The 21,265-nt window shown below is 71.6% G+C and carries 17 protein-coding genes; 8 read left to right on the top strand and 9 right to left on the bottom strand.

Going from position 1 to position 21,265, the window contains the following annotated elements:
• The first annotated feature begins 43 nt into the window (after nucleotides 1–43).
• Together ACIRD3_RS17565 and ACIRD3_RS17570 are read left to right on the top strand one after the other, a co-directional pair.
• Entirely contained in the window at nucleotides 44–6,595 is a 6,552-nt protein-coding gene (locus tag ACIRD3_RS17565; RefSeq protein WP_402216976.1) for an RHS repeat-associated core domain-containing protein, read from the top strand.
• A gap of 3 nt (nucleotides 6,596–6,598) precedes the next feature.
• The gene (locus ACIRD3_RS17570) at nucleotides 6,599–7,372 is read left to right on the top strand and encodes a hypothetical protein (RefSeq protein WP_402216979.1); all 774 of its coding nucleotides are present in this window, start codon (nucleotides 6,599–6,601) and stop codon (nucleotides 7,370–7,372) included.
• A gap of 64 nt (nucleotides 7,373–7,436) precedes the next feature.
• Here the strand turns inward: ACIRD3_RS17570 and ACIRD3_RS17575 are convergent, their stop codons facing one another.
• The 3 genes from ACIRD3_RS17575 to ACIRD3_RS17585 all read right to left on the bottom strand — a co-directional run bounded on the left by ACIRD3_RS17575 (nucleotide 7,437) and on the right by ACIRD3_RS17585 (nucleotide 9,494).
• Nucleotides 7,437–8,603, bottom strand: a complete 1,167-nt coding sequence (locus tag ACIRD3_RS17575) for a methyltransferase domain-containing protein (protein WP_402216982.1) — start codon at nucleotides 8,601–8,603, stop codon at nucleotides 7,437–7,439.
• 8 nt (nucleotides 8,604–8,611) lie between these two features.
• Entirely contained in the window at nucleotides 8,612–8,761 is a 150-nt protein-coding gene (locus ACIRD3_RS17580) for a hypothetical protein (protein WP_402216984.1), read from the bottom strand.
• Nucleotides 8,762–8,876: 115 nt separating this feature from the next.
• Entirely contained in the window at nucleotides 8,877–9,494 is a 618-nt protein-coding gene (locus ACIRD3_RS17585; protein ID WP_402216985.1) for a DUF5753 domain-containing protein, read from the bottom strand.
• A gap of 147 nt (nucleotides 9,495–9,641) precedes the next feature.
• On the opposite strand from ACIRD3_RS17585, the gene ACIRD3_RS17590 reads away from it, so the two are divergent.
• Both ACIRD3_RS17590 and ACIRD3_RS17595 read left to right on the top strand, forming a co-directional pair.
• Complete coding sequence (locus ACIRD3_RS17590; RefSeq protein ID WP_402216988.1) at nucleotides 9,642–10,397, top strand: DUF6879 family protein; 756 nt, start codon at nucleotides 9,642–9,644, stop codon at nucleotides 10,395–10,397.
• Nucleotides 10,394–11,239, top strand: coding sequence for a helix-turn-helix domain-containing protein (locus tag ACIRD3_RS17595; RefSeq protein WP_402216990.1), 846 nt, complete (start codon nucleotides 10,394–10,396; stop codon nucleotides 11,237–11,239). The genes ACIRD3_RS17590 and ACIRD3_RS17595 overlap by 4 nt, the downstream gene beginning before the upstream one ends.
• A gap of 45 nt (nucleotides 11,240–11,284) precedes the next feature.
• Here the strand turns inward: ACIRD3_RS17595 and ACIRD3_RS17600 are convergent, their stop codons facing one another.
• Together ACIRD3_RS17600 and ACIRD3_RS17605 are read right to left on the bottom strand one after the other, a co-directional pair.
• Nucleotides 11,285–11,485: a DUF397 domain-containing protein gene (locus ACIRD3_RS17600; RefSeq protein ID WP_402216992.1), complete on the bottom strand. Its 201-nt coding sequence runs from the start codon at nucleotides 11,483–11,485 to the stop codon at nucleotides 11,285–11,287.
• A complete protein-coding gene (locus tag ACIRD3_RS17605; RefSeq protein WP_402216995.1) occupies nucleotides 11,482–12,330 on the bottom strand; it encodes a helix-turn-helix transcriptional regulator in 849 nt (282 codons plus the stop codon). The genes ACIRD3_RS17600 and ACIRD3_RS17605 overlap by 4 nt, the downstream gene beginning before the upstream one ends.
• A gap of 280 nt (nucleotides 12,331–12,610) precedes the next feature.
• Between ACIRD3_RS17605 and ACIRD3_RS17610 the strand changes: the two genes are divergently transcribed.
• The 3 genes from ACIRD3_RS17610 (at nucleotide 12,611) to ACIRD3_RS17620 (ending at nucleotide 14,390) form a co-directional block, all read left to right on the top strand.
• Nucleotides 12,611–12,979, top strand: coding sequence for an ATP-binding protein (locus ACIRD3_RS17610; protein ID WP_402216998.1), 369 nt, complete (start codon nucleotides 12,611–12,613; stop codon nucleotides 12,977–12,979).
• A complete protein-coding gene (locus ACIRD3_RS17615; RefSeq protein ID WP_402217001.1) occupies nucleotides 12,976–13,236 on the top strand; it encodes a hypothetical protein in 261 nt (86 codons plus the stop codon). The genes ACIRD3_RS17610 and ACIRD3_RS17615 overlap by 4 nt, the downstream gene beginning before the upstream one ends.
• A 182-nt stretch (nucleotides 13,237–13,418) precedes the next feature.
• On the top strand, nucleotides 13,419–14,390 hold the full coding sequence (locus tag ACIRD3_RS17620; protein WP_402217002.1) for a hypothetical protein: 972 nt from the start codon (nucleotides 13,419–13,421) through the stop codon (nucleotides 14,388–14,390).
• A gap of 98 nt (nucleotides 14,391–14,488) precedes the next feature.
• Here ACIRD3_RS17620 and ACIRD3_RS17625 read toward each other — a convergent pair whose 3' ends face one another.
• From ACIRD3_RS17625 to ACIRD3_RS17635, 3 genes are all read right to left on the bottom strand, one after another.
• Nucleotides 14,489–15,400 carry a ribosome-inactivating family protein gene (locus tag ACIRD3_RS17625; RefSeq protein ID WP_402217004.1) on the bottom strand — a complete coding sequence of 304 codons (912 nt, stop codon included), beginning with the start codon at nucleotides 15,398–15,400 and terminating at the stop codon, nucleotides 14,489–14,491.
• A gap of 200 nt (nucleotides 15,401–15,600) precedes the next feature.
• The gene (locus ACIRD3_RS17630) at nucleotides 15,601–16,830 is read right to left on the bottom strand and encodes an MFS transporter (RefSeq protein ID WP_402217007.1); all 1,230 of its coding nucleotides are present in this window, start codon (nucleotides 16,828–16,830) and stop codon (nucleotides 15,601–15,603) included.
• Nucleotides 16,831–17,198: 368 nt separating this feature from the next.
• The gene (locus ACIRD3_RS17635; RefSeq protein WP_402217010.1) at nucleotides 17,199–18,566 is read right to left on the bottom strand and encodes a right-handed parallel beta-helix repeat-containing protein; all 1,368 of its coding nucleotides are present in this window, start codon (nucleotides 18,564–18,566) and stop codon (nucleotides 17,199–17,201) included.
• A gap of 40 nt (nucleotides 18,567–18,606) precedes the next feature.
• Between ACIRD3_RS17635 and ACIRD3_RS17640 the strand changes: the two genes are divergently transcribed.
• A complete protein-coding gene (locus ACIRD3_RS17640) occupies nucleotides 18,607–19,842 on the top strand; it encodes a Dyp-type peroxidase (protein WP_402217012.1) in 1,236 nt (411 codons plus the stop codon).
• Between the two features lie 170 nt (nucleotides 19,843–20,012).
• Here ACIRD3_RS17640 and ACIRD3_RS17645 read toward each other — a convergent pair whose 3' ends face one another.
• Nucleotides 20,013–21,233 (bottom strand): cytochrome P450, encoded by a 1,221-nt coding sequence (locus ACIRD3_RS17645; RefSeq protein ID WP_402217015.1) that lies wholly within the window; start codon nucleotides 21,231–21,233, stop codon nucleotides 20,013–20,015.
• Nucleotides 21,234–21,265 lie beyond the last annotated feature (32 nt).

Genomic DNA, 21,265 nt, shown 5'->3' on the forward strand with positions numbered 1-21,265 from the left:
GCGGTCTGTCCTATCCACCTTCTCCCGAAGGAGTCGTTCCACCATGAGCAGGAAGAGGTCGGTGCTGCGGCCGGCCCGGCCCAGAGTGTCCGCGGTCATCGCGGGCGCCCTGGTCGGGTCACTGCTGCCGGCACTGCCGCTGGCCGCCGTCGCGGCGGCCGCCGAACCGTACACCAAGCCGTCCGCCGTCTCACCGGAGAAGCCGGTCAAGGGCTCGGACGCCAAGTCCAAGGGCCGCAAGGCCGACACCACCGTCAGCAAGGTCGACGGCAAGCACGGCGGCCTGCCCGGCGCGGGCAGCGCCACCGTCGACGTCCCCGGCGAGAAGGGCAAGACGGTCAAGGCCGGGCAGCTTCCGGTCGCCGTGGCCTCCGCCGGCTCCGCGGGCAAGGCCAAGGTCGAGCTGCTCGGCCAGGACGCCGCCGTCAAGGCCGGGATCAACGGCGTGCTGCTGACCGTCGCGGGCGCCGACGAGAACAGCGGGCTCGCCGTCGACTACTCGTCCTTCGCGCAGGCGGCGGGCTCCGGCTTCGGCTCGCGGTTGAAGCTGGTGCGCCTGCCCGAGTGCGCGCTGACCACGCCCGAGCGGCCCGAGTGCCGGGTGCAGACCCCGCTGCCGGGCGGCAACGACGTCGAGCACCAGACGGTGGCCGCGGACGCCCTCACCACGGCCCCGGCCGGGTCGATGCGCCTGGCGGCCGCGCCGGGGGCGATGGTGGTCGCCGCCACGACCGGCAGCGCCGGTCCGAGCGGCTCCTACAAGGCGACGCCGCTGTCCTCGGCGTCCTCGTGGTCGACCTCGCTCAACAGCGGGGCGTTCAGCTGGTCGTACGACATGCCGCTGACCGCGATGCCGGGCGACCTCACGCCGAAGATCGGCCTGTCCTACAGCTCGGGCAGCGTCGACGGCCGGACCGCGAACAGCAACAACCAGGCCTCCTGGGCCGGCGACGGCTTCGAGCTGTCGCCCGGCTTCGTCGAGCGCAGCTACAAGGCCTGCGCCGACGACGGCGCCCCCAAGACCGGCACCGCCAGCCCGGGTGACCTGTGCTGGGGCACCGACAACGCCACCATCAGCTTCACGGGGCACTCCGGTGAGCTGATCCCGGTCTCCGGTGACGAGTGGCGGATCAAGGGCGACGACAACACCAAGGTCACCCGCCTTCGCGACACCGGCCGGGGCAACGGCGACAACGACGGTGAGTACTTCCGCGCCGTGACCGCCGACGGCACCAGCTACTACTTCGGCTACAACCGCCTGCCCAACTGGGGCGCCGGCAAGCCGGAGACCAAGTCCGTCTACACCGTGCCCGTCTACGGCAACAACGCGGGCGAGCCGTGCAACGGCGCCGACTTCGGATCGTCCTGGTGCCAGCAGGGCTGGCGGTGGAACCTCGACCTGGTGGTCGACGCCCACGGCAACGACATCACCTACTGGTACACCCCCGAGACCAACAACTACGGCCGCGACCTGAAGGCCTCGGACCGCACCCCGTACGTCCGGGGCGGCCGGCTGGAGCACATCGAGTACGGCCAGCAGCAGGGCGACCTCTACTCGGCCACGGTGAAGCCGATGGGCCGGGTCGAGTTCGGCACCGCCGAGCGCTGCCTGGAGACCAACGCCGCGCTCTGCGACCCGGCGAAGATCGACGCCAACCGGCAGTACTGGTACGACACCCCGTGGGACCAGAACTGCAAGGACGGCACCGACTGCACCGGCCAGTACTCGCCGACCTACTTCACGCGGACCCGCCTCACCTCCGTCACCGCGAAGACGCTGCAGGCCGACGGCAGCTACGCCGCCGTCGACACGTGGACCCTGAACCACAAGTGGGGCACCGCCGACTTCGACTACCAGCTGCTGCTGGACTCCATCCAGCACACCGGGTCCTCCGCCACCCCGGCGCTCACCCTGCCGAAGACCACCTTCGCGTACAAGCAGCTCGCGAACCGGCTGGACAAGGTCGGCGACGGCCGCATGCCGTTCATCAAGCAGCGGATCGGCACCATCACCGACGAGCAGGGCGGCCAGCTCGACGTCAACTACTCGGCCGCGGTCTGCGACTGGAACGCCCTGCCCACGCCGCAGAGCAACACCACCCGCTGCTTCCCGCAGATGTACCAGCCGTCCAACGACGTGCCGGTGACCACCGAGTGGTTCAACAAGTACGTCGTCGAGTCGGTCATCGCCACCGACCGCACCGGCGGCGCGCCGGACATGGTCACCCACTACAGCTACCTCGGTGACGCCGCCTGGCACTTCGACGACGAGGACGGCCTCACCCCCGCCAAGCTCAAGACCTGGTCCCAGTGGCGCGGCTACGCCCACGCCCGGGTCGAGACCGGCGGCGTCACCGGCATGTCCACCCAGGCCGACCACTACTACCTGCGCGGCATGGACCAGGACCGCAACGATCCTGCCGACAAGAACGGCAAGCGCAGCGTCACCGTCGACGACGGCCAGGGCACCGTCCTGACCGACGACCAGGCCTGGGCCGGCTTCGAGTACCGCAGCGAGCAGTACGACAAGCCCGGCGGCGTCATCGTCGGCAAGACCGTCAGCACCCCGTGGAAGCAGGAGACCGCCAAGCGCTCCAACGACTGGGGCACCACCACCGCCAACCTGACCGGCACCCAGGCCACCCGCTCCTTCACCTCGCTCGACAAGGGCGCGGGCGCGATCTGGCGCGAGACCCGCTCGTCGTCCTCGTTCGACGGCTACGGCCGTACGACGCAGGTCGAGGACCAGGGCGACGTCGCGGTCGGCACCGACGACACGTGCACCCGCACGACGTACGCCGACAACACCGCGGCCTGGATCCTGACCGGAACCGTCCAGGTCGAGACGGTCGCCGCCGGCTGCGGCGCGACCGTCAACCGCGACACCCAGGCGGACGGCACCTCGGCCGTCCTGTCGGACGTCCGCACCCGCTACGACGGCCAGGCCTACGGCGCGGCGCCGGTCAAGGGCGATCCCACCACGGTGCACACCCTGAAGTCCCGCTCCGGCAACCGGGCCACCTACCTGGACGGGACGACCCACTTCGACGGCTACGGCCGCCCCGACAGCACCACCAAGCTGGCGTCCAGCACGGTGTTCGACACCACGGGCGCCACGGCACCCGTGACCACGGCCAGCCCGCTGGCCCAGACCACCACCACCGCCTTCGCCCCGGCGAACGGCCGGCCGACCAAGGTCACCACGACCGGCCCGCCGGCGGTCGCGGGCAACGCCGCCACCGCCATGGTCACCGTCGCCGACCTCGACCTGCTGCGCGGGCAGGCCGTCGACACCGTCGACGCCAACAACCGCCGCACCGACACCCAGTACGACGCGCTCGGCCGCACCCTCAAGGTCTGGCTGCCGAACCGCTCCAAGTCGACCGGCCAGACCCCGAACCACGAGTTCGGCTACCTCGACAACGACGGTCAGATCCGCGTCGTCTCGACCAAGGCGCTCCTCGCCGACGGCTCCCAGGCCACCGCGTACACCCTCTACGACGGCTTCGGCCGGATCCGGCAGACCCAGGACCCGGGGGACAACGGCGGCCGCGTCCTGACCGACACCTTCTACGACGAGCGCGGCCAGTCCGCGCTCGCCTACGCCGCCTACTACGCGACGGGCGCACCCTCCACCACGCTGTTCAAGGTCGAGGACGCCACCGGCGTCGAGACCCAGACCGCCAACACCTTCGACGGCCTCGGCCGCGTCACCAACTCGACCACCCTGGCCGGCAACGGCGTCGGCACCCCGATCGCCACCACGCTCACCGAGTACGGCGGCGACCGGGTCACCGTCACCCCGCCCAAGGGCGGCACCCCGTCGACGACCATCACGGACGCCCGCGGCCGGACCACCGAGGTCCGCCAGTACCGCGGGGGCTCGGCCACCGGCGACTACGACCGCATCACCTACGCCCAGGACGCGGCCGGGCACACCACTCGGCTGACGGACCAGTCCGGGACGCAGTGGAGCTGGACCTACGACCAGCAGGGCCACCTGGTCAAGACCGTCGACCCGGACTCCGGCACGTCGGTCAAGACCTACGACGACCGCGGCCGGCTGGCCACCAGCCGGGACGGCAACAACCAGACCCTGGCCTACGTCTACGACAACCTCGACCGGCAGACCGAGCTGCACTCCGGCTCCGCGTCGGGCCCGCTGCTCACCTCGCAGACCTGGGACCCGGCGGGGAACAAGGGCCTGATCTCCTCGGCGACCCGGTACCTCACCGTCGGCGGCACCTCGTACCCGTACAAGACCACCTGGTCGCTGTACGACGCGCTGGGCCGCGCGACCCGCACCACGCTGAGCGTCCCGTCCGTCCCGGGCCAGGAGCCGCTGGCCGGGAACTACGTCAGCGGGACGATCTACCGGCTCGACGGCAAGCCGCAGAGCACCAGCTACCCGGCGGCCGGCAACCTCGCCGCCGAGTCGGTGGCCTACGGCTACGACGCCCTCACCCGGATGACCACGGCCCAGGGTCTGAGCAGCTACCTCACGAACCAGACCTACAGCCTGACCAGCAAGCCGCTGCAGGCCACGCTGTCCGACGGCACGCCGAACAAGCAGCTCTACGTCACCAACGCCTACGAGTGGGGCACCCAGCGTCTCGCCTCCTCGCGGACCGACCAGTACGGCGTCGCGACTCCGCTGCGCGCGGCCGCCTACAGCTACGACCAGGTCGGCAACGTCACCTCGATCACCGACGCGTCGGGCTCCGGCACCGACCGGCAGTGCTTCCAGTACGACTACCTGGCCCGGCTCACCGAGGCGTTCACCCCGAGCGGCACCAGCTGCCCGGCCACGCCCGACGCCAAGGCCCTCGGTGGCCCCGCCCCGTACTGGACCAGCTGGAAGTTCAACCCCGACAGCACCCGGGACACCCAGACCCGGCACGACACCACGGGTGACGCGACGAAGGACGTCACCACCAAGTACAACTACCCGGGCGCGTCGGCCGCCCAGCCGCACACGCTGAAGGGCACCAGCGGCACCGGCGTCCTCGCCGAGACCGCCGGCTACGACCCGGCGGGCAACACCATCGCCCGCCACCGGGACCTCGCCGCGGGCGGCACCAGTGACCAGGCCCTGACCTGGGACGCCGAGGGCAAGCTCGGCAAGGTCGTCGAGACCGTCAAGAACGGGCCCGTCACCAGCACCAGGACCACGGAGTACCTCTACGACCCGGCCGGCAGCCGACTGACCTCGCACGCCCTGGACAGTGCCAACCCGAGCGCGGAGAGCTGGACGCTGTACCTCGGCGCCACCGAGCTGACACTGACCAAGGGCGCCGCCAAGCCCACCGCGACGCGCTACTACTCGCTGGGCTCGGCGGTCGGCGTCCGTACGGACGACAACAAGCTCGGCTTCCAGGTCACCGACCACCACGGCACGTCCGAGCTCAACGTCGAGGCCTCCACCGGAAGGGTGGCGCAGCGCCGGACGACCCCGTACGGCGAGCAGCGCGGCACCGCGCCGACCTCGTGGGCGGGCAGCCGGGGCTTCCTCGGCGGCGTCAACGAGCCGACCGGCATGGTCCACCTCGGGGCGCGCGACTACGACCCGACCCTCGGCCGGTTCCTCAGCATCGACCCGGAGTTCAACCCGGCCAGCCCCAAGGAACTGAACGGCTACGCCTACTCCGGCGGCAACCCGATCAGCACCAGTGACCCCGACGGCCGCAAGATGTGCGCCGACGACTGCTCGGGCAGCGACATGGCGCTGCACGGCTGGGTCGGCCCGGACGGCACCTTCCACGACCCGGTCAGGGGTCCCGAGTGCGTCACCAACTGTGCCGACGACGGCGACGGCGGCGGCGGGGATGACGGCGACGGTGGCGACGGCGACGGTGGCGACGGCGACGGTGGCGGTGGCGGCGGCGGCGGTGGTGGTGGTGGCGGACACCCGGGCAGCACCACCGCCGGCTCCCCGGAGGAGCGCCAGAAGTGGTACGAGGCCCGGGTGGCCTGGCTGATGCAGAAGGACAACCCGATCATCGGCGAGTACCTGGAGAAGATCCGGGAGATCAACAAGAAGTACTGCCGCCCCTCTGCCAAGGACGGCTGCCAGTTCGCCAACATCACCCAGGAGTACCTCAACCGGAAGATGGTCGAGGACGCCGCCGCGCTGATCGACGAGAGCGCCAACCCGTTCACCGCGCTGGACTTCAAGCGGCTGACGAAGGGCAAGCAGAGCCAGAACGGTTTCAGCCTCGGCGAGTACCGGATCGCGTTCGACCTGGCCCGGGGCGGCCACTCGGTGGTGTCGGTGCCCGAGGCGGGCGGCAAGACGCCGGACGCCTACGTGGACGGCGTGCCGTCGGAGTTCAAGGCATCCACCGGCACCGGCGACGACGTCGTCAGGAACTCGCTCAGGGCCGTCACGGAAGGCAAGGGCGCCGTACGGGCCTATGTGACCCTCAAGGACGGCTACGACGCCAAGACGGCCATGAAGAGCCTCAACAGCTTCCTGCACAACAACACGGCCCACTTCCAGGAGTACCAGATCTGGGCCCGAGGGGATCTGCGAGGCGGCTGGGTGATCAGCGGTAAGGTCGGCAGCGAACCCAAGTGCAACGGCTGGGGGTGCTGAACCTTGTCGATCGATGCGGTGCTCGCCGTCCGACGCCTCGAAGGGCCTGCCCTGACCGCCGAGGAGATCGGATCGGTCCTCGGCTTCCGGAACGGTCCGGCGGCACGGACCTGGCACGGGGCGACGGGCCCGGACGGCTCGGTGCTCAGCCTCTGGCTGAGCACCGACCCCGGTGACCTGTCCGGCCCGGCCGTCGGAGTGGTCCGCGGCGACTGGTACGCGGAGCGCCTGTACGACGGCCGACTGCACGTCGGCGTCGCCGAGTCGGCGGGCGAGGACGCGGTCGCCGCGCTCCGCGCCTACTGCCGCTCCGCGACCGCCCGGCTGCACGCCGCACTAGGGGGCCTGGAGACGGCCTCCTATGTCGACGTCGACGGGAACTACAGCTACCGGATCGATCGCCAGGGTTTGCCGGAGGCCGTGGTCGACCTGCGCCTGGGGAGCGAGGCTCCGATCGCGTTCTCCCTGGTGGAGACGGCCAACCGCGCCGCCTCGGGCACCGGGCTGGTCTTCACCGAGGACGAGCCCGGCCGGCACGTCATCCCGTCGGGGAGCGCGGGTGACTCGGTGACCCACACCGTGGCCCACCGGGCGGAGGAACTCGCCTTCGCCCGGGGCGCGCGCTCCGGTCCGGTGCCGGTCGACGCCCGGAAGCTGGCCGAGTTCACCGACCGGCTGGCCGCCGAGCTCGCCGGGATCACCAGTGGTGCCGACCTGGCGTGCTGGGTGAACGACCGCCTCTACCGGTACGAGGTGGAGCTGTCACCGGCGGAGTGACGGAACGCCAGTCGACGGGGCCCCGACCGCAGCCTGCGGTCGGGGCCCCGTTGCGTGTCCGCGCTCAACGCCGCACGGGAACCGGGTCCTCCGGGGCGTCGAGCCAGAGGGTGTGAGCATCCGGGGTGACGGTGAGGCCGAAGCGGTCGGGGCTGGGGCGGCCCTGGGCGTCCCACCAGCGCCAGGCGGCCTCCACCTCGTCCCAGAGCCGGCGGGGGCCGGACTGGTACACCTCGTAGCTGGTGCGGCCCCGCTCGTAGTCGGCGGAGGCCCAGGAGCGGGCGTCGCGGCTGTAGAGCCAGAGCGTGTAGGCGCCGTCGGCGTAGCGCTCCGCTCGCCAGAACGCCTCCGGGACGGCCACGCCGATGACGAACTGTTCCAGCCAGCCGCCGGTGTGCGGCGGGGGCAGGGTGGTGGTGCTCCGGATCCCGTCCGCCGGCCAGGGCCGCCCGTGCAGGTAGGACTCGAACGGTGGTCGGTCGGTGCGGTGCTGCCGCAGGCGCATGAAGGCGGAGCTTCGGGTGAACCGGCCGCTCGCGCTCGTCCCGTCGCCGTTCACCGTCAGCCGGACGATCTGCTCGCCGCCGTACTCGGTGCCGAACGGCGCGACGATGACCGCCCCGGGCGCCGCCTGCTCCAGCCACGCCGGCGGGATCTCCAGCAGGGAACAGGTGGCGATGATCCGGTCGTACGGTGCGCCCTTCGCCCACCCGGCCCGGCCGTCGCCCTCGACCACGGTCGGAGCGAGGCCGGCGCGGCGGAGGTTCTCCCGGGCGCCACGGGCGACCTCCGGGTCGTACTCGACGGTCACCACGTTGAGGTCGCCCAGGCGGTGCGCCAGCAGACCCGCGTTCCAGCCCGTCCCGGCGCCGATCTCCAGCACGCGGTGGCCCGGGCGGACGTCGAGGTCCTGCAGCATCGAGAAGACCATGGTGGGCATGGAGTTGGACGAGGTCGGCGTCGTACCGAGCCCGTCGCCCTGGTGCGCGCCGTCGTCCCACTGCGTGGTCAGCGGGACGTCGGAGTAGACGGCCCGGCGCCACGCCTCGGGGTCCTTGGACTTGTCCAGGGCCGGGTGCTGTCGTGTGCCGTCCGCGATACCCGGCCAGATCCGGTCCGGGACGAAGAGCTCGCGGGGCACGGCGTGGTAGGAGGGCAGCCAGTCCGAGGTCAGCGCGCCGCCGGTCACCAGCACGGAGGCGAGCCCGCGCGGGCCCGCCTCCCCGGGCATCTCGCCGCTCACTTGCCGCCGCCGCCCGCCGGGGACGAGCCGTCCGACGTGTTGCCACCCTCGTCGGACCCGCCACCGCCGTGCCCGGCCCCCTTGTTGCTGTCGTCCTGCTGGCCGCCGCCCTTGCCGCCACCGGTGCCACCGCCGTGCGTTCCCATGTGAGGGTCCTTTCGCCAATTCCCGCTCCCATGGCGGGTGCTGGTGAAGACGTTAGGCGGGTGAGAGTCGCCGACGGGTGCGTGATTCTCGAATATTCCTGGTCGTGGAGATTCTTCAGACGGATCCGAGAGCTTTGCGGCACCGAGTGATCACCTTGCGGGCGTCCTCGCCGAAGACGGCCGAACCGGACAGCGTGTCCCACACACGCCGGTACAGCGCAATATCGTCCGGCTGATCGAGCCACAGCTCCGCGTGCCAGTCCTCGACGATGACGAGTCGTTCGTCGTGCATCCAGAAGCCGTTCGCGGGCGGCAATGCCAGTGATGCTTCGAACGGAATGATGCTGAGGGAAAAGGTGTCCAGTGCGGTGGCGTCGCTGAGCCGGTCGAGCTGCGCGGCCATGACGCCCGGCGGGCACAGCTGCGCGCGGAGTACGGATTCCGACATGAGGACGTGATACTGCTTGTCCGGCCGGTCCAGGAGTTCTTGCCGTTGCATCCGAGCTTGCACGGCGTCGTCGACGTCTCGCACTGTCTCGCGGAGGTCGACGAACGCGTTGAAGACGTGTCGGGCATAGTCGGCAGTCTGAAGAAGGCCGACGACAATGGACGCCTCCCACGCGCGCATGACCGTCGAACGTTCGTGCTCGACGGTCAGTGCGTCCTGCACCGGCCGATGTCCGGAGGCCAACTGCTGTTTCCAGGGACGAGTTCCCGCTTCATGGGTGCTCACGTGTCGGACGGTACCTCAGCGACCCCCGGCTGAGGGGAGCTTCACGGAGATCCGATCGGCTGAGAATATTCGAGAATCACGGCTTGCGAACGGCCAGTTGAGTCCGATCATGGGGATCTCCCTGTCTGTCGGCGAAAGGAACGGCTTGTGGCGAGGCGACTGCGGGTCATCGGAAGCACGTCGGCTGTCGGTGACTGCCCGACGTTGTACGAGGACGTGGACACCGGCGAAGTGGTGGTGCAGGGATACGCCGTGACGGACCCGGACGATGTGGCGCAGCTCAAGTACGTGAAGGACGATGAAGGCTTCGTAGTCGTCCCCCGCGAACTGCTCGTGCGGTTCGCACCGAAGGAGTCAACGCCGGTGCCCGAGTTCGTGCCTCAGCAGAAGATCAACGAGTTCATCAACGACGGCTTCGAGCACACCGCGTGGAGGCTGGAGACCAGGTCCGGGTACCTCTCCGACAAGCAGATGCCTTCCTACGCCGAGTTCCTGCGGACGGGGGACACGGCCGGTGAGGTCGGGCACCCGTGGTTCGAGAACGTGCGGCGCATGGTGAACAAGGGCAAGAGGTTCGAGCGCGTGCGTCTGGTGGACAACCCGCCGACCGAGGGTCAGCGATACCTGCTGGCGTGCGCTCGGACCAACGTGGCTGCCGGCGAGGACATCCGGTACCTGTGGCGCTCGGACGCCGAGACGGCGGGCCTGGCCGGGCTGTCGGACTTCTGGCTCTTCGACTCGCGAACGGTTGCCCGCTTCCACTTCGAGGGGGAGCGCACCGTCGGTATGGAGCTCGTCACCGACCCACTGGAAGTCCTTCGCGCCTGCCAGGCCCGTGATGCCGCATGGCACCACGCCACGCGGTATGCCGAGTTCCTGGCTCAGGTACCTTCCGGTATGTGAGCACCGACTTTCAGCAGGCGCGGGCTGCTCTCGGTGCCAGGATGCGCGAACTTCGCACCGAGAGTGGCCTGTCGGGCCGTTCCTTGGCCGAGCGGCTTGGTTGGCCGCAGTCCAAGGTCAGCAAGGTGGAGAACGGAAGGCAGTCGCCCACCCCGGCCGATGTCGTCGCTTGGGCCGAGGCCGTCGGCAGACCCGAGTGCGCCGCCGAATTGGTCGGCCGACTGCGGACGCTGGAAACCCAGTACCGTTCGTGGCGGCGCCAACTGGCGGGCGGTGTCCGGCCTGTGCAGGAGGCGCATGCTGCGCAGGGGGAGAGGACCGAGCACCGCCAGTCGTTCGATCCGACTGTGGTTCCCGGTCTGCTGCAGACCGCCGACTACGCGCGTGCGATCCTCACGCGATACACCAGGATCCGTCCGTCGATCAGCGATGTCGAGGCCGCGGTGGTGGCTCGGATGGAACGTCAGAGGGTGCTTGAGGATCGGGCGCGGTCTTTCCGTTTCCTGGAGTGGGAAGGCGCCCTGGTCTCCCGGCTCTGTCCTCCGGGCGTTCTGGTCGACCAGTTGGAGGCTCTGGTTCCCCGGCTGGCGTCGGGGAACGTCCGGCTCGGGATCGTGCCGTTCTCGGCCGATCTGCAGGTGCCCGCGGGGGTCGGATTCTCGATCCATGACGGCGCGTTGGTCGTCACAGAGTCCTGGCACGCGGAGATGTGGCTGGACGATCCGGCGGACGTGGCGTTGCACGTCCGGGCCTGGGAGGCGCTGGCGGAGAGTGCGGTCTACGGGCCGGCGGCTCACCGGGTGATCGCGAGGGCCTGCCGGGCGGTCCGTGGGGGTGATTGAGGGAACGGTGCCTCGCCCGGGTGGGCGAGGCACCGCTGTGGCTTCTCAGAGGAGGTCGAAGTCGAATTCGCCGGCGGCGACCGCGGTGATGAAGGCGGTGTGCGCTTCCCGCGGGAAGGTCAGGGTCGGGCCGTCGGGGTCCTTCGAGTCGCGGATGTGGGAGACCGGACCGGCTGGGAGGGCCACCTCGACGCAGTTCTGATTGCCGCCGCTGTAGCTCGATTTCTTGAAGGTCAGCTGGGTCACTTGATCTGTTCTCTCTGTGCGGTGATGAAGGCGAGCGAGGAGTCGACCGTCAGGGCCTCGGCGGTGATTTCCTGGAACTTCGCCCGGTACAGCTCGACATCGGCCGGGTCCTCGACCCAGAACGCGTTCAGCAGCCCTTCGATGAACACGACGTCGAGATCCTTCCGCTGAGGGAATCCGAGCAGCGTGAACGCGCCGCTCATGCCAGGGTGGATGGCCGCACCGGCGGGCATGACCTGGATGTTGACGTTCGTCAGCCGGCCCAGCGTGAGCAGTTTGTCGAGTTGCGGACCCATGATGTCGGGACGGTTCTCGATCGCGCGGAGCGCGGCCTCGTGGATGACCGCCCAGACCTCGACGGGATTCGGGCGGGTGAGGATGGACTGCCTCGCCATCCGGACCTGCACGAGGTCTTCAACCGTGCCGCCCTTCACGGTTCGAAGCCGGTCGATGACAAGGCGGGCGTAGTCGGCAGTCTGGAAGAGGCCTGGAACGAAGGCGGGTTCGTACGTCTTGAAAGTCGAAGCCTCGGTCTCGAGCGTGATCAGGTCGGTCGCGTAGGCGTCGATCACATCGCGGTAGCTCAGCCACCAGCCTCGCTTGCTGCCGTCCTTGGTGATGGCGATCAAGCCGGCGCGGAACTCCTCGTCGTCGCAGCCGTAGTGGTCGAGGAGTTTGTTGACGTCCTCGATCTTGGCGGCTGTGCGGGCGTTCTCGATGCGGTTCAGCTTGGCCAGGCTCATGCCGGTGGCCTCGGCTGCGACGTCGGCGGCGATCTTCGCTTGCTCACGCAGCCTTCGCAGCTCCTCGCCCAGTCGACGACGGCGAACGGTTGATACCGCCATGCGGTGCCCCTCCTGACCTGTCGGTGGACCAGTCTGCCCTCGCCTATTGCACGGGCGCTACCGACAACTGGCAGACGATGGAACCGAATTCGGGTTCGATATGAGATTTTGCAGATTAGTTGAGTCTGCTTGCGCAAGAGGATGCCCTCACGTCATGCTGAGCGTAGCCGGTCGCATGCGCTGAGTAGGCAGTGATCGGTGATCTCGCCGTCTTCTGGGCCGTCTTCTCTCGGCGTGCGGCGATGGATGATCCCCTTACACCCCTCACGGAGGTCGCTTCGTGTTCTCCCTCGACATCCCCCCTGACTGGTCGGCCGCGCGTGAGGAGTTGCGCGGGGCCATGACGCGCGCCGGGTGGAAGCCCGGCCTGGTGGGCGACGCCGAGCTCGCGCTGCTCGAACTGTTCGTCAACGCCTGGCGTCACGGGGGCAGTCCGGCGCCGCTCGTGGTGATCACGGCGATCGACGGGGTGCTGCGGGTCTCCGTCAGTGATCCGAGCCCCGTCCTGCCGGTCCAGCGGGAGGGTTCCGGCCTCCATGCCGTGTCCGGCCGGGGTCTGCGGCTGGTGCGGTCGCTCACCCACCGCTTCGGCTCGGACCCCCGTAGATCCGGAAAGTCCGTCTGGTTCGAGCTGGACGCCGCCGCGTGACCGGCGCCGAACGCCGTCCGACGGACCCGGCCGACCCGTCGATCCGCACCTTCACCGAGCCGCAGGTCGCCGCCCTGCTGGCCGAAGTCCGTGAGCTGGGTGCGAAGTTCGGCCTGCTCTGGCCGTCCGCAACCACGGACAGCGTGGTGGACGGCCGCGTCCTCGTCCGCTTCGGCAACGCTCCGACGAGTACCGTCCTCAACCTGCTCGCCCTGCTCCGCGACGCCGAGCGGGCCGAGGTTCCGTCCGGCAGCTGATCGGCCTGTGCAGTCTGAATGCCGTCGACCCACTCCGCCCCACCGGGGGGAGGTCGACGGCCTTCGTCGTCCTGCCGGGCGGGAAAACGGGCGGGCGGAGTGTGGGCACGCGGCAGTACTCTGCGGAGCTGCGGAGTTGACGAAGTGCCCGCTGGGGGAAGTGGCCGCGTGAGGGGTAGGGCGTGACGTACGGGGATCAGGACTTCTCGTGGTCGGGATATCAGCAGGGACACCCGCAGTGGCAGCAGCCGCAGCGCGGGGCTCCGCTGTGGCAGCGGTTCCGGGGTGACGGGGAGTGGCCCACCCTGCGGGAGGTGCTGGCGCCCGCGCGGCGGGCGGTCGGCTGCTGGGTGTGGGTGCCGCTGCTGTTCTGCCTGTGCCCGTTCCTGCTGTTCCTGGGGCTCTACCCGATGGCGCGGTCGGCGCGGCGCCTGGCGCGGCGGGTGTTCGTGGCGCCCGGGCCGCGGGGGATCACCGATCGGGTGGTGCTGCGGGTGCAGCGGATCCGGGGGTGGCTGGCGCTCGCGGCGGGGTTCACGCTGCTGGCGGTCTACGGGACGCCGGACGACTGGAGCCAGGCCAACGACCAGCTGGAGACGCGGCTGGTGATCACGCCGTGGCTGGTGCTGGTGACGGCGCCGGTGGTGGTCGGGGTGCTGTTCCGGCTGGCCGGGCCGGCCGCGCGGCCCGCGATGCGGGCGCAGGTGCGGCCGGCGGCGCTGATGGCGCTGCAGTACGTGGGCGCGTGGACGGCGGTGCCGGCGCTGCTCTGGCTGGCGGCACGGCTGCGGGGGTCGGTCCAGGTGCTGCTCCTCGGCCAGGTCTTCGACATGCTGGTGCTGGCGGTGCCGGTCTGGGCGCTGATGTTCGTGGCGTTCGCCTCGCCGACGGTGGTCCGTACGGCCTTCACGATGGACCGGGTGCACGCGGTGTTCCCGCCCGTGCTGACCGTGGTGCTGGTGTGGGAGCTGGCCGCGATCGGGCTGGCGATCGGCGGGTTGCCGCCCGGTCCGCCGGTGGTGCAGCTGTGCTCGGTCGTCGGCGGGCCGGCGACGGTCACCGCGGTGGCGTGGTGGGAGGTGCACCGGCTCCGTTCGCACTTCGGGGTGTCCCTGCGCGGGGCGGCGACGGGCGGGGGCCCGGGCGGGCGGTAGGCCGCACGGCGGCGGCCGCGTGGACCGCGCTGCGGTGCCCCGCCCGGGCGATGGGCGGGGCACCGCAGCGCGGTCCGGCGTCCGATCCCGCCGCCGCGCTACAGCAGCGCTTCCGAGCCGTGCAGCTCCACGAAGCCGACCACGCGCCGCAGCTGGTCGAAGTTCGTGACGTTGGTGCCGATCAGCCGCACCGAGGCCGGCTGGCCCTGGTGCCAGCTGTGGGCGGCGCGGGAGAGCGCGCCCCACTGGTTCTCCATGTCGCGGTAGTCCACGCTCAGCTGGTTGCTGCTCCCCGTGTTGATGTTCCCGTGGACCCGGTTGAAGATCGGTCCGAACCGGGCGGCTTCCGAGAAGATGGTGATGGCCATCAGCATGCCCCGGTCGACGCGCGTCTGGTCCCAGTCCCGGACGTTGTACAGGTCGCGAAGGGCGTTGAAGATGTTCTCGGTGCCGAGGGTCAGGTTCTCGCGCGTGGTTCCGCCGTTGAGGCTGAGGTAGCTTCCGTTGCGCGGCATGAGGCGCACCGGCACGGCGCCCAGGTCGTTCTGGAACTGCTGCTGGCGGCCGTCCTGGAAGGCCCAGTGCTGGTTGGCCGCGGGAGAGTAGAAGCCCGCGACGTAGAGGTTGTCGGCCCACAGGTAGACGGAGACGAGGTCCGACCCCTGGTTCCTCACCCGCACCTGGATCAGCTGGTTGGTGTTCCGGGTCGTCTGCCGGACGACCCCGCTGTCGACGTGGGGCGGCTCGCCGTAGCTGGAGCGGTGGATCGAGTCGACCATGTCCCAGTAGCGGCGCGCGTGCTCGCCGCCGCCGGCGGTGATGTTGGTGATGTCCCATTCGATGACGGGCCAGGTCGCCGCCGCGCGGTTGGCCGCGGCGGGCGCGGCCTGGCTCACCGCGGCCGGGTTCGCGGTGGGGCCGGCCGCGGCGGACGCCGTGCCCGCCAGGGGGAGGAGGAGTGCGGTGGCCGCGGAGATCGACAGCAGCACGGAGGAGGTCTTCTTGAGCACGGTGCCTTCTCGGAGATCGGTGGCGGGGAGGGGACCTGACACCGCGACGGGCGCGGTCCCGGTGTACCGATCCAGCATCCGCGTGTTCCGGCTGCCGCGTTTGTCCTGGGGCGCACGCCCGTTGATCCGTGCGCGAACGCGATCCCGTTCGACGTCCGGCTGATCGGTGGCGAGTGTGCCGACCGCCGCCGGACGGGGGACTACTCGCCCTTCTCCGGGGCGGGGGCGGGGGCGGCCTCCGGGGCGGGGGTCTGGCTCGGCGTGGACTCCATGGCCGTCATCCGGGGCAGCAACAGCAGGACGGCGACCAGGAGGACGAGCATCAGGCCGCCGCCGAGGAGGAGCGGGGTGCGGATGCTGGTGACGGAGGCGATCCAGCCGCTGAGGGCGGCGCCGGCCATGATGCCGAGGCGGCTGAGCAGCATGTAACAGCTGTTGACCCGGCCGAGCAGTTCCTTGGGCACGGCCTGCTGGCGCAGCGAGATGGCCTGGATGTTCCAGGTGACGATGCCGAAGCCGATCACGCCGTACAGCGCGGCGATCTCCAGGACGGAGGTGCTCAGTCCCATCAGGATCAGCGAGACGCCCATCAGCAGGAAGGCGGCGGCGATCCGGGTGCCGCGGCTGAGCAGGCGGCTGAGCCGGCCGGCCAGGGTGCTGGCGGCGGTGCCGCCGATCGCGCCCGCCGCGAGGACGATGCCGTAGGAGGCGGCGGGGGCGTGCACGACCTTGGTGACCATCAGGACCATCATGGTGGTGCCCATGAAGCAGGTCAGGGCGCCGAGGGTGGAGAGCACGGCGAGCATCCGCACTTCGCGGTGGCGGAGCAGCCAGTTGACGCCTTCGCGGATCTCGGTGAGCACGGGCCGTCCGGCCGTGGCGCGGGCGGCGGTGGAGCGGCCGGTCGCGGCGACCAGGGCGGCGGCGAGGGCGAAGGAGACGCCGTCGACGGTGAACGGGAAGCCGGCGGCCACGGCGAACAGCGCGGAGCCGAGCAGGGGGCCGATCAGGTTGCCGCCGACGAGCATGTTGGCCTGCATCCGGCCGTTGGCGGCGTCGAGTTGGTCGGGGCGGACGAGTTCCGGGACGGCGGAGGTGGCGGCGTTGGAGAAGACCGTCTCGCCGCAGCCGAGCAGGAAGGCGAGCGCGGCGAGCGCGGCCAGCGGCGGGTGGGCGAGGAAGACCCAGCAGGCGAAGCCGAGGACGAGGACGGCGCGCAGGGCGTCGATGGTCCACATCAGCCGTCGGCGGTCGGAGCGGTCGGCCAGCACACCGCCGTACAGCGACATCACCAGGAAGGGCAGCGATCCGGCGACGGAGACCACCGAGACCGCGCTGGGGGAGTCCGAGACGGCGACCGCGAGCAGGGGGAGGGCCGAGTCCCGCATGCCGTCGCCGACCGAGGAGATCGCCGAGGCCGACCACAGCATGGTGAACTTCCGCCCCAGGTGCGGGCGGCATTTTGGGGGCTTCTCGGCCAGGTCTGCTGCGGTCACCGACGCAGTATGTCATGTCCGCGGAGGACTGTTCGGGCGGATTCCGAACTGCCCGGGGTGTCCTGAACTGACCGTGTCGGCAGGGAAGTCGGGGTCGTCCGCTGCTGTCCGTCCTGTCCTGCGGGTTTGCGAACTCTTGACGGGGGATCCGCCGGCCGAGGGGCCCCCGGGGCGCCTGTGCCGAGAGGGGTCGGACCGGCCGTCAGGGCCGGGCCCGGCCCTGACGGCCGGGCACCGTCCGCCCGCACCCGGTCGGCCGGCGGCCGCCGTGCCTCCGGTGTGCGGGGCGTGTGCGGGAGTGGTCAGTGCCGGGGGAGGGCGTCGGGGGTTTCCGGGAGCGGGTAGGCGCCGGGGTCGACGGGGCCGGGGAGGTCGGTGGCAGGGTGGGCAGGGGCGGTGGGGTCGGGGAGCGAGGGCTGCGCGGGTGGGGCCTGGACCTGGCTGAAGGGGATGCCGGGCGGGGCCTGGACCGGGGTGGTGCGGCCCGCGGGCAGGGGGCCCCGGCCCTGGGCGGCCGGGCAGGCGGCCGCGGTCTCCAGGTCCTCCGGGCTCTGCACGGTGGGCCGGTTGCCGGTGAAGCAGTTGGCCGGGTCGACGGAGGCGAGGGCGAGGTCGGTGCCGTTGCCGGTGGCCCGGTTGCCTTCGACCCGGTTCCCGCTCGCCGGGTGGCCGGGCGGGTCGGTGATCACGATGCCGACGGCGCGGTTGCCCTGAACGAGGTTGCGCTGCACCAGGTTCGCCGTACCGCCGCCGATCCCGATGCCGATGCCGAAGCCGCCGTCGGCCTGTTCGGGGGTGGCGGCGGCGTTGTTGTCGGTGACGACGTTGCCCGCGATGACGGCGCCGTGCTGCGGGGCGAGGGCCTCCAGGTCGTTGGAGTTGACCGTGACGCCGACCCGGTTCCCGCTGACGCGGTTGCCGACGACCGTCAATCCGTCCGAGGCGTTGGTGAGTTCGATGCCCACGGCGTTGCGCTCGGTGGTGTTGCCGCGCACCAGGGTGTCGCAGGGCTTGCACTGGCCGACGTAGATGCCGGAGTCGGCCTGCCCGGAGGCGTACGAGTCCTCGATGACGCCGCCGCGCGCGTCGAAGGCGTAGATGCCGTACAGGCCGTTGTTGTAGGCGGTGACCCTGGTCGCGCGGAAGCCCTGGACGACGGGGAAGCGGGCGGTGTCCAGCGGGTCGTAGGCGGAGCCGCCGGCGCCGCGCTGCTGCAGCTTCTCGTCGGTGACGCCGGTGAACAGCACGCCGTTGGCGAGGTAGCCGTGGACGGTGAGGTTCTCGACGACCGAGCCCGCGCCGGTCACGGTGATGCCGTTGACGAGCCGCACGCCGCCGTCCAGGACGACGGTGTTGCGGTCGGTGCCGCGCAGCACGATCCGGGGCTTGGTGATCCGGACGCTCTCCCGGTAGGTGCCCGGGTCGACCAGGACGGTGTCGCCCTCGCGGGCCACGTCGACGGCCTGTTGGACGGTCGGGAAGTTCTGCGGGACCCGAACCACCGTGCCGTCCGGGTGTTTCGCGTCGGTCGAGGTCGAACCGCTCGACGAGCAGCCGGAGAGGGCGGGGGCGAGGGTGAGGGCGGCGGCGGTGAGCAGGGCGGGGAGCAGCCCGCGGGTCGTCGGCGCGCCGGGCCGCGCTGCCCTGGAAGGGAATTGACGTGTGGTCAAAAGTTGCATGATCCGTGTTCTATCGTCTCCAATGTCGGCCATGCATGCCGAAGCCGAAAAGGAGCAGGACCGGCCACGAACTGTCGGTGCCGGTGTCGGCCGCAGGGCCCTGCTGGCGGGCGGGGCGGTGCTGGCCGCCGGGGTCGGCGCGGGTGTCACGGCTCTGGTCCGCGGCGGGGACGGCGGAGGTGGCGGGGACGGCGGAGGTGGCGGCGGACGGGCCGCCGCTGCGGTGCCGCCCGAGCCGGATGTGCCCTTCCACGGCCCGCGGCAGGCCGGGGTGACGGCCCCGCAGCAGCCGGCCACCCAGTTGCTGGCCTTCGACCTCGCGCCCGCCGCGACCTCGGACGGCCGGGCGGCCCTGCGGGGCCTGCTCGGGGAGGTGACCCGGGTGCTCGCCGAGGCGGCCGGTGGCGGCTCGGCGGATCCGCGGCTGCGGGGCGGGGAGCCGGCCCGGCTGAGCAGCCTGGTGGGGGTCGGGCCGGGCCTCGCGTCCCGGCTGGGGCTGAGCGTTCCGGCGCCCGTCCTGGCCGAGCTGCCCGCCTTCCCGGGGGACCGGCTCGATCCCGCGCGGGGCGGCGGTGACCTGCTGGTCCAGCTGTGCGCGGCCGACCGGTGGCCGCTCTCGGTGGTCGCCGAGCAGCTGGGTGCGGCCGCTGCGGCGGCCGGGGCGTCCGCGCGGTGGACGCAGTCCGGCTTCCTGCCCCGGACGCCCGCGGGCACCACGCCGCGGAACCTGTTCGGCTTCAAGGACGGCACGGCCAACCCGGACGAGGAGGCCGCCCGGCAGTGGGTCTGGGGTCCGCCGGGGCCGCACGAGCACGGCACGGCGCTGGTCTACCGGCGGATCCGGATGGACACCGCCGCCTTCGCCGCCCTGCCCGCGGACCGCCGGGAGCAGGCGATGGGACGCCGGGAGGGCGACGGCGCCCCGCTCACCGGCACGGCGGAGCACGACGAGCCGGACGTCTACGCGAAGAACCACGACGGCTCGTACGTCATCCCGGCCACCGCCCACGTGCGGCTCTCCAGCCCCCGTCTGGACGGCGGCGCCCGGATGCTGCGGCGGGGTTACAGCTACGACGACGGGCCGGCGGACCGGGGGCTGCTGTTCTGCGCCTTCATGCGGGACCCGGCCCAGTTCACCCGGGTGCAGAACCGGTTGGCGGCGCGGGACGCGTTGAACGCCTTCCTGGAGCACACGGCCTCGGCGGTGGCGTACGTGCTGCCGGGGGCGCCGGAGGGCGGGGTGCTGGGGGAGGGGCTGTTCGGCTGACGCCTGACGCCTGACGCCTGACGGCGCGCCGAGCTGAGCCGAGCCGAGTCGCGCCGCCCGGGGCGGGGCCGTGCCGTGCCGTTCCGTGCCGTTCCGTGCCGGGCGCGCCGGGCGGGCCGAGCTGCCGCCGTCCGAGGCCCGTGCGGGTGGCGGCGGCCCGGCCCCGGGGCTCACCAGGTGACGGGGATCCGGGCCGGGCTCCGGGTGGTGCCGCCGAGTTGCCAGGCGATCTCCTCGACCGGGGTGGTGAGGCGGAGGCCGGGGAGGGCGGCGGCGAGGCGGTGCAGGGACTCGCGCATTTCGAGGCGGACCCGCCAGGCGCCGATGCAGTAGTGCGGGCCGGCGCTGAAGGCGAGGGTGGGGGAGGCGAGCGGGAGGTCGAGGTCGGCGTCGATGCCCTCGGGGTAGACGGCCGGGTCGCGGTTGGCGCTGCCGAGGCTGATGGCCACGACGGCGTCGGCCGGGATGGTGGCGCCGCCGAGCTCGACCGGCGCGGTGGTGCGGCGGATGGTGGCCTCGTCGTCGCCGAGCGGGATGAAGTGGAGCAGGCGTTCGGCGGTGCGTTCGGCGGTGCCGGGGTCGGCGAGGCGGCGCCAGTGGTCGGCGCGTTCGCCGAGGAGGTAGAGGAGGGCGTTGCCGAGGGCCCCGGCGACGCTCTCGTTGCCGCTGGCGGTGAGGCCGGCGACGAGGTAGACCAGCGGTTCCTCGGGGATGCCGCCGTCCTGGTCGGCGGCTCGGACGAGTCGGCTGACCAGGTCGTCGCCGGGTTCGCGGCGCCGGCGATCGATCAACTCCCGGGTGAAGGAGCCGAATTCGGCGAGGACGTCGGCGTGGTCGGGGCCTGCGCCGCCGTCCTCCTCGGCGGTCGGCCCCTCGCCCTGGGCGAGCAGGGCGAGCGTCCAGCGGCGCAGCCGCTCCTCGTCGAGACTGTCCGGTCCGTCGCCGTCGAGTCCCATCAGCCGGGTGGTGACGGCGAAGGGCACCGGCCGGGCGAAGGCGGTGACCAGGTCGGCGGGCGGCCCGGCGGCGACCAGCGCGTCCACGGACTGCTGGACGGCGGCCGCGACCCAGGGCTGCCAGCCGGCGATGGCGCGCGGGGTGAAGGCGCGCTGCACGGTGCCGCGCAGGCGTCGGTGGGCGGGGCCGTCCTGGTTGAACAGGGACGCGGGGTTGGCGGCCACGTCGGCGGTGGCGCCCGCGGTGCCGACCTCGTGCAGGTCGGCCCGGGTGAGCCGGGGATCGCCGAGGACCTGCCGGACGTCGTGGTAGCGGGTGACCAGCCAGGCGGGGGTGCCGTCGGGGAGGGTGGTCGGGTGGGGCGGCAGGGCGGGGGAGAGGGGGAGCCGGTGGAGCGGGGGGAGGGCGGTCCGGGTGTCGGCGGCGGAGTCCATGGGTCCCTTCGGGGTGGATGCGGACTTCACAT

The sequence above is a fragment of the Kitasatospora sp. NPDC093550 genome (assembly GCF_044764985.1).
In the GTDB taxonomy this organism is placed as follows: domain Bacteria; phylum Actinomycetota; class Actinomycetes; order Streptomycetales; family Streptomycetaceae; genus Kitasatospora.